Here is a 10,935-nt window from a genome sequence, read left to right on the forward strand (position 1 = left end):
GCGGCCATGCCCGCGAGGGCGAGGGCGAGGATGGCGGACCCGATCGCCAGGGCGGGCACCAGGATCGCCAGCCCGAACAGCGTGTCGAGGCGGGCGAGCACCTCACCCAGGGTCTGGGCCAGGGCCCGGGCCTCGTCGCGGGCGCTCGGCGGCGCGCGCAGGATCGCCTCCGTGACCCGACCCTGGAGGGCGGCCACCGTCCGGGCCTGCGCGCGAAAGCACAGGCGCGCCACCGCCCAGCCAAGGCCCGCCGAGGCGACGGCGGCGGCCGCGAGCCCGAGGAGCGCCGCCCGCACGAGTTCGGCGGGGGGCAGGGTCCAGCCGGCAAAGGCCACGAACGGCCCCCCGGCGGCCCGCCACGGCAGCGTCGCGGCGACCCGCAGGAACTGGCCCACCGGCTCGGTGTCGTGGACCTGGACGCCGACGAGATCGCGCAGGCACAGCAGCGCCAGGAGCGCGAGGGGCCCCCCGAGGCCGAGGGCCAGCCCGACGGCGGCGGCATGCTCGCCCCGCGCGGTCCGCCAGGTGAAGGCGATCGGATCGCGGTCCATCGGAACCCTGTTGGCATCGCTCCGCTAGCGGGAGCCCGGCATGCGGCTTAGAGGATCGCTCCGGAGGGCGAAAGCGCGGGGACGCACCTGGGGGGACGCGAGCCCGGGCACAAGCCTCCGCGCGGTGCCGTCTCCGTGCCTCGGTTCTGACGTCCATTCGACGCCGGCCGGAGGCCCGTGAACATTCCCTCGAGGGCACTCAAGCGGCACCGGCGCGTTTGTGGGTAATCACCCGCTCCCGCGGGCGGCAGAATCCGCTAGAGCAAAATCCGCTAGAGTCTGCGGCCGGTTTCCCCCAAGGTTCCGCCGCCCCGGAACGCCGGCCGTCCTCCCACCCCACGCGAAGTGCCCCGAACCCTCCATGTGCGAACTGCTCGGCATGAGCGCGAACGTGCCAACCGACATCCGCTTCTCCTTCGCCGCCCTGGCCCGGCGCGGCGGCGAGACCGGCCCCCACGCCGACGGCTGGGGCATCAGCTTCTACGAGGGGCGGGGCGCGCGCGCGTTCCACGAGCCGGCGCCGAGCGCGCAATCGGAACTCGCCCGACTCCTGCGCCGGACGCCGATCAAGAGCCGCATCGTCATTGCGCATGTGCGGAAAGCCAATCGCGGCCGCGTCAACCTCGAGAACACCCACCCCTTCAGCCGCGAATTGTGGGGCCGGCGCTGGACCTTCGCGCATAACGGCCAGCTCAAGGGCGTGAAGAAGTGGCCCCTGACCTGGTTCAAGCCGGTGGGCTCCACCGACAGCGAGCACGCTTTCTGCTGGATGCTCGACCAGCTGCAGGCGCGCTGGCCCGACCTGCCGAGCCCGGCCCGGATCGACCGCGCGGTGGCGGACCTCTGCGCCGAACTGCACGGGCTCGGGGTGTTCAACATGCTCCTGTCGGACAGCCGGACCCTCTACGCCCATTGCGGAAAGCGCCTGTGCTACCTGACCCGTTGCGCCCCCTTCGGCACCGCGACCCTCGTCGACGAGGATTGGCGGGTGGATTTCGCGCAGGAGACCGGCGCGCAGGACGTCGTCACGGTGATCGCCACGAAGGCGCTGACCCGCGACGAGTGCTGGACCGACGTGGAGCGCGGGCACGTGCTCTCCCTGCGCGACGGCGCCGTGCGCATCCTCAAGCCGGCGCAGCGTGCCGAGCGCGTCCCCTCCCCATGCGGCTGTTGATGCGGCGCCGCACGCAACGGTCACGGTTGCCCGGCGGGATGCGCCGACGGCCCGGATGCGCTACAACGCCCGAAATCGGTTGACCGCGCGGGTGCTTCTCGGACGCCTCGGGCCGACACGACATCCGAACGCGCCCAACGACGACGAGCCATGACACGCGACGTGACCGACACCGCCCCCGACATCCTGGCGGATACCGCCGACGACAGGCCGAACCTGTCCTCGAACATCCGCACGCATCTCGGCGAGCACCTGCGCACGGTCTACGACCGGCTCGGGCCGGACGAGCAGCCGACCCGGTTCGCCGAACTCATCGCGCAGCTGGAAGCCGCCCTCAAGGCGCGGGGCGAGGCGATCGAGCCCGAATTCCGCAACGGCCTGCTGGCGGCGGTCCCGTCGCTCCGGGCCTTCGCGCTGTCGCTGACGAGCAACCCGGCCCGCTCGGACGACCTCGTGCAGGATACCCTGCTGAAAGGCTGGCAGCACCGCGCCCGCTTCCAGCCGGGCACGAACCTGAACGCCTGGCTGTTCACGATCCTGCGCAACATCTTCTACTCGGACCACCGCAAGCGCGTGCGCGAGGTCGAGGACCAGGACGGTTCCTACGCCGCGCGGCTGGCCACCGCTCCCCACCAGGGCGACCGCCTCGACGTGGAGGACCTCCAGACCGCGTTGGCCAAGCTGCCCCCGGACCAGCGCGAGGCCCTGGTGCTCGTGGGCGCCGAGGGTGTCTCCTACGAGGAGGCCGCCGCGATCATGGGCTGCAAGGTCGGCACCGTGAAGAGCCGGGTGAGCCGCGCCCGCGGCCGCCTCGCCGAACTCCTCGGCTACGACGAGGAAGACCTGAGCTCGGACCGGCTGATCCAGTCGGCGATGCCCAAGGACGCCTGACACTGTCGGGGCCTGAGCGCCTCGACACGTGTACCGGACCCAGCTGATCTCGGGACGACCCGAATCGCCAGGCTACAGGTGCGCCGATCCGAACCTCACCGGGGTCGAGACACGGCCGGGAAAGCCTCGGGCACAAGCTCGGTGTCGAACATCGGGAAACAAACCCTCCCGACAGTCTTCGAGAAATTTCGACGCATCCCTTCCGAGAGTTGGGCGTTACTGCCCTGAACCCTGCAGCGCTTCACAGCGTCGCGGGATACCCGTTCAGGAGCATTTGACCATGAACATCAAGACCCTTCTCGCCGCCTCCGCCATCGCCCTCAGCCTGCCGATGGCAGCCCAGGCCCAGGGCCTGGTCCGCGGCGCCGAGCGTGGCGCGCAGGACGGTGGCGATGCGGCCGGCCCGCTCGGTGCGATCGTCGGCGGCGCGGTCGGCGCGGCCACCGGCACCGTCGGCGGCATCCTCGGCGTCGACGACCGTCCCCGCTTCCGCCAGTACGTGACCCGCGAGCGCCGCTCGTCCTACGATTACAACGGCGATGTCCGCGTCGGCACCGTCCTGCCGAGCGCCGGCGTGACCTATTACGAGGTCCCCGAGGAGTACAACGCGCGCGGCTCGCGTTACACCATCGTCAACGACCGCCCGGTGCTGGTGGACCGCAGCCACCGCATCGTTGAAGTGATCGACTAAGCCACGCCAGCGCGGCGCCCGCCGCCGCGACCCGATCCGAGGCCCCCGGCGCATCCCGCGCCGGGGGCCTTTTTCGTAGGCCGCGCCGGGGGCTTTTTCGTAGGAATGCGGGGCGACTCGACCGCAATGCAGGTTTCGATGATGCGAGACCGAGGCGAATATTTATCGATTCCTCGCGCAACGAGGTGCAACGGCCTTGCACTTCAACCGTTGCTCCGCTGATTGTGACCGCTTCCCGCGTATCCGGCGTTGAATCCGATCCTCAGTTGACGCGAAGGACACCCTGACGATGGCGGACGACCTGCCCTCCGCTTCCTCCGTGACCGATCCGGCCTTGCCGGAACCGGTGCGGGATCATCTCGGCCAGCAGTTGCGCTCGGTCTTCACAACCGGAGAGGCCACGCCGCAATATCTCGGCGACCCCGTGGTGCCCGAGGCGTTCGGGCCGCAGATCAAGCGCCTCGAGACGCGCCTGAAGACCCACGAGGAGGGCACCGGCGCCGTCGAGGAGGCCCTGGAGGGCCTGCTCGGGGATCTCGGGGCGGTGCCGAGGGCGACGTCGGGGAAACCCGACCGGGTCTGAGCGTCAGACCATCTGTTTCGTCGCCACGGTGTCCTTGGTCGCCAGGATATCGCGGATTTCGGCGAGGAGCTTCACGTCGGCGGGGATCTCGGCCACGGCTTCGGGCTTGGTCTCCTCCTTGCTGACGAGGCGGTTCATCGCCCGGATCACCAGGAACAGCACGAAGGCGACGATCATGAAGTTGATCGCCACGGTGATGAACTGGCCGTAGCCGATCACCGCGCCCTGCTTCTTGGCATCCGCATAGGCGGCACCCTTCTGCACGCTCGACGAGAGCGCGAGGTAGTAGTTCGAGAAATCGAGGCCGCCGGTGATCGCCCCGATCATCGGCATGAACACGTCCTGCACGGCGGAGGTGACGATCGCCCCGAAGGCCGCGCCGATGATCACGCCGACCGCGAGGTCGACGACGTTGCCGCGCAACGCGAATTTCTTGAACTCTTCCAGCATCGTCGCCCCCGGGCCGGCCTTCCGCAGAGCGCGTCGGCGCACGGGTCAGCTTAAGCGAGACGGGCCCTGCGCGACAGCGGGCGTCTCAGATGTCCACGCCCCGATTGTGCTCGACGTCGAGAGGTTGTCCCGCCTCGTCCCCGGGTGGCCTCCCCCGCGCCTCCGCCTTGGCCCGGCGGCGATACTGCGCCGCGCCGACCGGCAGGGTGACGAGGTAGCCGAGGGCCATCGCCACCATCGCCTCGAAGGGGTAGCTGATGAACAGGCCGAAGGCCGCCACCACCACGAGGAAGATCGGCAGCACCCAGTCGCGGGGCACGCGCTTGCCCATGGTCTTGCCCGAGAAGGTCGGCACGGTGGAGACCACGAGGAGCGCGATGCAGAGCATGTAGCCGAGCACCACGGGGGCAGCCCAGCGCTCCATCGGCAGGCCGAGGAAGCTGAGGTAGAGCGGCAGCATCGCGGTGAGCGCCCCGGCGGGCGCCGGCATACCCACGAAGAAGTCCTTCTTCCAGGCCGGGCGGCTGGGGTCGTCGAGCATGGCGTTGAAGCGGGCGAGCCGCAGCGCCATTGCGATGGCGAAGATGAGCGCCACGATCCAGCCCACCGAGCGCAGGTCCTTCAGGGCGAAACCGTAGAGGATCAGGGCCGGCGCGCAGCCGAAATTGACGAAGTCCGCCAGGGAATCGAGTTCCGCCCCGAAGCGCGAGGTGCCCTTGAGCAGGCGCGCCACGCGCCCGTCGATGCCGTCGAGGAAGGCGGCGGCCACGATCGAGATCACGGCGGGCTCGAACTTGCCCTCGAAGGCGAGACGGATCGCGGTCAGCCCCAGGCAGAGCGCCATCAGGGTAATCATGTTGGGCGCGATCATCCGGAACGGCACCGGCTTGAAGCGGCGCGGCCGGGGCTCGTTGGCGTCGGGGGCGAAGGGCGGGAACAGGTCGTCCATGGGCTTCCCTCAGATCCGGCGGAAGACGCGCTCGGGCCCGCCGGCGAGATCGGCGAGCACGGTCTCGCCCGCCACCGCCTTCTGGCCGAGGCCGACCAGCACGCGGGTGCCGAGGGGGAGATAGACGTCGACCCGCGAGCCGAAGCGGATGAGGCCGAAGCGCTCGCCGACGTTCAGGGTGTCGTTCGCCTGCACCCAGCCGACGATGCGGCGCGCCACCAATCCGGCGATCTGCACCACGCCGATGCGCAGGGGCACGCCCTTGTGGGTCGTCTCCATCACGAGGCCGTTGCGCTCGTTGTCGTCGCTGGCCTTGTCGAGTTCGGCGTTGAGGAACAGGCCCGGCGTGTAGTGGATCTGCCCGATCCGGCCCGTCACCGGCACCCGGTTCACGTGGCAGTCGAACACGTTCATGAAGACCGAGATGCGCAGCATCGGCTCCTGCGGCAGGTCGAGCTCGGGCGGGGGCAGCACCGTGGAGATCAGGTTCACCCGGCCGTCGGCGGGGGAGACCACGAGACCGTCGCCGACGGGCGTGATCCGCTCGGGGTCGCGGAAGAAGTAGCAGACCCAGAGGGTGAGGATCAGGAAGATCCAGCCGAAGAACTGCGCGAAATAGGCGCCGATCACCGTCAGCACGATGCCGATGACGATGAAGGGATAGCCCTCCTTGTGGATCGGCACCAGCGTCCGGCGAATCGTCTCGAGAAGATCGGTCATGGGTCTGTCGGGCTGCTTTCGTCTGGGGGCGCCCCCGGAGGGCACCCCGGGCAGGGGCCCCCTCTTACGGCACGCGGGCGCGTCCGTCATACGATTAACTGATCGGAGACGCGCGAGCGCGCTCTGTCGCGCTTGTCCAAATCGAAGACCGCGCGCCGTCGTGGCCCGACCGGTGCACCGTCCTCAGCCGTCCGCCGGGACGAGGGGAGCCAGGCGCGACAGGCGCAACGCGATGGCGAGCGCGATTCCGTAGAGGGTCGCGAAGAACACCACCACGCCGGTCCAGCCCGAATGGGCGAAGAACCAGCCGCCGGCGGTGCCGAGCACCGATGAGCCGAGATAATACAGGCAGAGGTAGATCGAGGAGGCCTGGGCCCGGTCGCGCAGGGCCCGGCGGCCGACCCAGCTGCTCGCCACGGAATGCGCGCCGAAGAAGCCCACCGTGACGAGGACGATGCCGAGGATGATCAGGGCGAGGTGGCTCGACAGGGTCAGCGTCACGCCGGTCAATCCGAGCAGGATGGCGAGCCACAGCACCTTGCGCCGGCCGAGCCGGCTCGCGATCTCGCCCGTCAGCGCCGAGGAGAACGTGCCGAACAGGTAGACCACGAAGATCGCCCCGATTGCGCTCTGGCTCAGGGAGAACGGCGGATCGAGCAGGCGAAAGCCGATGTAGTTGTAGATGCAGACGAACCCGCCCATGAGCAGGAACGCCTCCGCGAACAGCCAGGGCAGGCCGGGATCGCGAAAGTGCTGCGTGAAGGTGCCGGGCACCTCGCGCCAGCGCATCCGGTTGGCCTGGAAGCGCCGGGAATCCGGCAGCAGGTAGACGAAGGCGATGGCGGCCAGGAGCGCCAGGATGCCGATGGTGCCGAGGCCCCAGCGCCAGGAGGCGTGATCGGCGATGATGCCGGCGAGCAGCCGGCCGACCATGCCGCCGAGCGCGTTGCCCCCGATGAGCAGGCCCATCGACAGGCCGATGGCGCGCCCGTGCATCTCCTCGCCGAGATAGGCCATCGCCACCGCGGGCAGGCCGGAGGCGGCGAGCCCCGTCAGGGCGCGCAGGGCGAGAAAGCCATGCCAGCTCGGCACCAGCACGGCGACGAGGGTGAGGAGGGCCGAGGCGAACAGCGAGGCCACCATGATGGGTTTGCGGCCCCAGACCTCGGACAGCGGGCTGACCACGAGGAGCGCGATGGCGAGCATGGCGCAGGGCAGCGACAGGGCGAGGCTGCTCTCGGCGGGAGAGACCGCGAAATCGTCGGCGAAAATGGGAAGCAGCGGCTGCACCCCGTAGAGCACCGCGAAGGTGGAGAACCCGGCGGCCCCCAGCGCGATGGCGGTGCGGCGAAAGGCCGGCGTCCCGGCCATGATCAACTCCGCGCGCGCCTCGTCCATGCCGGCTCCTGGTTCGGGTCGGCGACACGGGGAGCCGACCACCGGAACCCGGATCGGCGCGACCCCGCCGGACAGGTCCGCACCGGGGGTATAGGCCGGACCGGCAGGCCGGGGAACCGCTTCCGCACGCCGGCCGAGAACAGGCGCCGTTCAGGCGGCCCGGACGGTGGCGAGGAAGCGGCCGACCTCACGGCTGAGATGGGCGGACTGGCGCGAAAGGTCCGACGCCGAGGCCAGGACCTGCGCGGAGGCCGTGCCCGTCTCCTCGGCGGCGCGGGCCACCGTGGCGATGTTGGCCGTCACCTGGCCCGTCCCCATCGCCGCCTGGGCGACGTTGCGCACGATCTCCTGCGTCGCCGCGCCCTGTTCCTCCACCGCGGCCGCGATCGAGGTCGCGACACCGCTGATCTCGCGGATGCGCCCGCTGATGCCGCCGATGGCCGTGACGGCTTGCACCGTGGAGCCCTGGATGCGGCCGATCTGGTTGCCGATCTCCTCGGTTGCGCGCGCCGTCTGGCTGGCGAGTTCCTTGACTTCCGCCGCGACCACCGCGAAGCCGCGCCCGGCCTCGCCGGCCCGCGCGGCCTCGATGGTGGCGTTGAGCGCCAGCAAATTGGTCTGGCCCGCGATCGAGGCGATCATCGCCACCACTTCGCCGATCTTCGAGGCGGCGGCACTGAGGTCGCCGATGAGTCCGGCGGTCTGTTCCGCCTCGGCGACCGCCCTCTGCGCGAGGCTGGCCGAGCCGTCGACCTGCCGGCCGATTTCCTGGACGGAGGAACCGAGCTCCTCGGCCGCCGCCGCGACGGTGCCGACGTTGGAGGCCGCTTCCGCCGCCGCCGCCGCGACGCCGATCGATTGCCGCGCCGTCTGGCGGGCGGTCCCCGACATGGCCCCGGCCGTCGCCTGAAGCTGCGTGGCCGCCGCCGTGACCGTGCCGACGATGCCGCTCACCGCCCCCTCGAAGTGATCGGCGAGTTCGCGCATCGTGGCTTTGCGCCGCCGTTCGCCGGCCTCGGCGAGGCTCGCCTGCTCGCCGCGCAGGTGCTCCGCCTCGAGCAGACCGTCGCGGAAGATCGCCAGGGACGCGGCCATCTCGCCGATCTCGTTGCGGTTTCCCGAATGTGGGATCGACGCCGTGAGGCGGCCCTGCGCGATGATCCGCATGGACTCCGTGAGGCGCGCGATCGGGCGCGTCACCCCGACGACGACGAACAGGATGCCGCAGAGGCCGAGCAGGATGGCGCCGGCGCAGAGCAGCGTCGTCGTCCGGATCGCGGCGTCGTAGGTCTCTCGCGCGGTCGTCTGCGCGGCCTGCGCACCGCCGACGTTCAGGTCCTTGCCCGCGTCGAGCAAGCGGATGAGCTCGGTGAAGAGCACGCGCGAACGATCGAACAGCCGCTGCGCCGCCGGGGTGTCGCCGGACCGCAGCAGGCCGGGAAGCTCATGGTGAATGCCGACGTACTGCCCGTAGGCAGCGGTGAACCGATCCCACAGGTCCCGCTCCGCGGGACTGCTGATCAGGGGCTCGTAGACGTGCATCGCGGTGGTGACGGCCTGAGACCGCTCGGCCTCTACCTTGGCGAGGTCGGACGTCGATTCCGTCCCGATGGCGTAGCGGGAATCCAGCAACCGCAATTGCGCCAAGCTGTATTTGACGTCGCCCAGGGCCCGGACGCTGGGCAACCAGTTGGTGGCGATGTCGACGGTTCCGGCGTTCAGGATCCGGATGTTCGCGAGTGCGAGCCACCCCTGTGCTCCTAGCCCGGCCATGAGGACGGCGAGAAGCGTGATGAGGGTGGATCTGAGGGAGATGCGCATGGACGGGCGGGCGCGTTCGAACGGCTATCCCGACTGTGGCGCTCGGAGAGGATAGGTCTGGAAAGACAGTCTATCCCTGACGGTTTCTGATTAAACATCCGATAAAGGCTGCCGGATGTGCTGAATAATTCGACGATCCAGCCCCCGGAGATGTTGTGGCAAATCGCCCTTCGTGCGGCCTGGAAGGCCGATCGGGGTGGCGGCGACCGGTTCCCGCGGGTTCCGGTCGCCCAGTTTCGCTTGTCAGCGCGGCGGCGGAGCCGCCTCGCCCTGTTGCTGGATCAGCGGCGTGATGCGCCGGACCGTGACCCGGCGGTTCTCGCGCGCGGCGTTCTGCGTGTTCACCTTCAGGTACTGCTCGCCGTAGCCCTGCGTGGTCAGGTTTTCCGGCGGCACCTGGAAGTTCTGCGTCAGCACCGTGGCCACCGATTGCGCGCGGCGATCGGAGAGCGAGAGGTTGTCGATGTCGGCGCCCACCGCGTCGGTGTAGCCCTCGATCAGGAACACCTCCTGCGGGTTGGCCTTCACCGCCCGGTTGATCGCCGCCGCGATGGTGGAGAGGCGGGCGGCCTGATCCTGCGTCACCGTGAACGAGCCGGTGTCGAAGTTGATCGTGTCGATATCCACGCTGCGCATGCGGGCCCGCAATTGCGGGCTGTAGCGCACCTGGTCGAGGGTGTAGCGCCGGTCCACCGCCACCACCGGCGGGGCCGACAGGGCCTCGTAGACGGTGCGCTCGTCCGCGCCGTCGTAATCCACGACGTAGCGCTCGCGCGGGATGCGGATATCGGGCGGCGGCAGGTCCACGACGTCGTCGTAGATCGGCCGGCGCGCGGCCCCGCCGAAGCTGTTGTCGATGATCACGACCTCGCGGCCGTCCTGGAAGCGGCGGGAGCGGCGCACGAGCCGGCCGTCGTCGTCCACGATGGTGACGATCTGCTCGCCGCCGGGCCGGGCGAGATACGTGATGGTATCGCCACCGCGCCGCTCGCTGCGATAGGCCCGCCGGTCGAGATCGCGAAAACGCTCGTTCTCGTCGTGACGGATGAAGTAGTTGTCGCGGTCGCGCACGATGATGCGGCCGGGCTCGCGGATATAGGTCCGGCCCCCTTCCGAGAATTCGCGCCGGTCGCGGCGGACCTGATCGTAGTCGCGCACATCGTCGTCGTCGCGGAACCCACCGGGCACGTAGCCGGGGCGGCCGGGCGCGTTGAAGCCGGTGCGCGGCTCGCGCCGCTCGAAGGCGTCCCGGCGCTCGCGATCCTCGCGCCGGTCGTCGATGCCGCCACGGTCCGCGCCGCCACGATCGTCGCCGCGCCGGAGGTCGGAGCGGCCGGGTTCGTCGCGCCCAATTCCTTCGCGGCCGGTTCCTTCGCGGTTGGGACCATCCCGACGCAGGTCGTCGCGGGTCTGCCCGTCGCGGCGCAGGCCATCGCGGGTCTGTCCATCTCGGTCCACGCCGTCCCGGCGCAGGCCATCGCGGTTCGGTGCGTCACGGTCCGGGCCGTCGCGACGCGGATCGCGGCTCCCCGGAACGCCGCCGTCCTGGGCGGGACGGACATCGTTCGTGGGATTCGGGCCGGCGCCTGGACGGGCGTCGGGGCGCTGGGCGTCCGGGTTCGCGGCACCGGGCGGCGTGAACGGCCGGCCTGGGACGCCGGGGCGCGCATTGGGTGCGACGGCGCCGGGCTGTCCGGGCGGCGTGCC

The 10,935-nt window shown here is 70.3% G+C and carries 10 protein-coding genes and 1 pseudogene; 4 read left to right on the forward strand and 7 right to left on the reverse strand.

Annotated elements, in window-relative coordinates:
• Positions 1 to 551 (reverse strand): annotated as a pseudogene (locus JWQ05_RS16090) (ABC transporter ATP-binding protein); the annotation flags it as partial.
• 361 nt (positions 552 to 912) lie between these two features.
• Here JWQ05_RS16090 and JWQ05_RS16095 point away from each other — a divergent pair.
• The 4 genes from JWQ05_RS16095 (at position 913) to JWQ05_RS16110 (ending at position 3,890) form a co-directional block, all read left to right on the forward strand.
• The gene (locus JWQ05_RS16095; RefSeq protein WP_299660337.1) at positions 913 to 1,725 is read left to right on the forward strand and encodes a class II glutamine amidotransferase; all 813 of its coding nucleotides are present in this window, start codon (positions 913 to 915) and stop codon (positions 1,723 to 1,725) included.
• Between the two features lie 150 nt (positions 1,726 to 1,875).
• Positions 1,876 to 2,616, forward strand: a complete 741-nt coding sequence (locus JWQ05_RS16100) for a sigma-70 family RNA polymerase sigma factor (RefSeq protein ID WP_299660340.1) — start codon at positions 1,876 to 1,878, stop codon at positions 2,614 to 2,616.
• Positions 2,617 to 2,896: 280 nt separating this feature from the next.
• Positions 2,897 to 3,307: a DUF1236 domain-containing protein gene (locus JWQ05_RS16105; protein WP_299660343.1), complete on the forward strand. Its 411-nt coding sequence runs from the start codon at positions 2,897 to 2,899 to the stop codon at positions 3,305 to 3,307.
• A 289-nt stretch (positions 3,308 to 3,596) separates the two neighbouring features.
• Positions 3,597 to 3,890 carry a hypothetical protein gene (locus JWQ05_RS16110; protein ID WP_299660345.1) on the forward strand — a complete coding sequence of 98 codons (294 nt, stop codon included), beginning with the start codon at positions 3,597 to 3,599 and terminating at the stop codon, positions 3,888 to 3,890.
• Between the two features lie 3 nt (positions 3,891 to 3,893).
• On the opposite strand, the gene mscL is transcribed toward JWQ05_RS16110, so the two are convergent.
• The 6 genes from mscL to JWQ05_RS16140 form a co-directional block, all read right to left on the reverse strand.
• Positions 3,894 to 4,340, reverse strand: coding sequence for a large conductance mechanosensitive channel protein MscL (gene mscL, locus JWQ05_RS16115; RefSeq protein WP_299660348.1), 447 nt, complete (start codon positions 4,338 to 4,340; stop codon positions 3,894 to 3,896).
• An 85-nt stretch (positions 4,341 to 4,425) separates the two neighbouring features.
• Positions 4,426 to 5,289, reverse strand: a complete 864-nt coding sequence (locus JWQ05_RS16120) for a phosphatidylcholine/phosphatidylserine synthase (protein WP_299660350.1) — start codon at positions 5,287 to 5,289, stop codon at positions 4,426 to 4,428.
• A gap of 9 nt (positions 5,290 to 5,298) precedes the next feature.
• Positions 5,299 to 6,009, reverse strand: coding sequence for a phosphatidylserine decarboxylase (locus JWQ05_RS16125; RefSeq protein ID WP_299660352.1), 711 nt, complete (start codon positions 6,007 to 6,009; stop codon positions 5,299 to 5,301).
• 183 nt (positions 6,010 to 6,192) lie between these two features.
• Positions 6,193 to 7,407, reverse strand: coding sequence for an MFS transporter (locus tag JWQ05_RS16130; RefSeq protein ID WP_299660354.1), 1,215 nt, complete (start codon positions 7,405 to 7,407; stop codon positions 6,193 to 6,195).
• A gap of 150 nt (positions 7,408 to 7,557) precedes the next feature.
• A complete protein-coding gene (locus tag JWQ05_RS16135) occupies positions 7,558 to 9,228 on the reverse strand; it encodes a methyl-accepting chemotaxis protein (protein WP_299660356.1) in 1,671 nt (556 codons plus the stop codon).
• A gap of 243 nt (positions 9,229 to 9,471) precedes the next feature.
• A partial coding sequence (locus JWQ05_RS16140; protein WP_299660358.1) for an OmpA family protein occupies positions 9,472 to 10,935 on the reverse strand: 1,464 nt, incomplete at its 5' end.

This window comes from Methylobacterium sp. (assembly GCF_028290105.1).
In the GTDB taxonomy this organism is placed as follows: domain Bacteria; phylum Pseudomonadota; class Alphaproteobacteria; order Rhizobiales; family Beijerinckiaceae; genus Methylobacterium.

Bases quoted from the DNA above. Each gene is read 5' to 3' on its own strand.
- JWQ05_RS16110 (WP_299660345.1), top strand. From the start codon at position 3,597: ATGGCGGACGACCTGCCCTCCGCTTCCTCCGTGACCGATCCGGCCTTG.
- JWQ05_RS16100 (WP_299660340.1), top strand. From the start codon at position 1,876: ATGACACGCGACGTGACCGACACCGCCCCCGACATCCTGGCGGATACC.
- JWQ05_RS16105 (WP_299660343.1), top strand. From the start codon at position 2,897: ATGAACATCAAGACCCTTCTCGCCGCCTCCGCCATCGCCCTCAGCCTG.
- JWQ05_RS16125 (WP_299660352.1), bottom strand. From the start codon at position 6,009: ATGACCGATCTTCTCGAGACGATTCGCCGGACGCTGGTGCCGATCCAC.
- JWQ05_RS16095 (WP_299660337.1), top strand. From the start codon at position 913: ATGTGCGAACTGCTCGGCATGAGCGCGAACGTGCCAACCGACATCCGC.
- JWQ05_RS16130 (WP_299660354.1), bottom strand. From the start codon at position 7,407: ATGGACGAGGCGCGCGCGGAGTTGATCATGGCCGGGACGCCGGCCTTT.
- JWQ05_RS16135 (WP_299660356.1), bottom strand. From the start codon at position 9,228: ATGCGCATCTCCCTCAGATCCACCCTCATCACGCTTCTCGCCGTCCTC.
- JWQ05_RS16120 (WP_299660350.1), bottom strand. From the start codon at position 5,289: ATGGACGACCTGTTCCCGCCCTTCGCCCCCGACGCCAACGAGCCCCGG.
- mscL (WP_299660348.1), bottom strand. From the start codon at position 4,340: ATGCTGGAAGAGTTCAAGAAATTCGCGTTGCGCGGCAACGTCGTCGAC.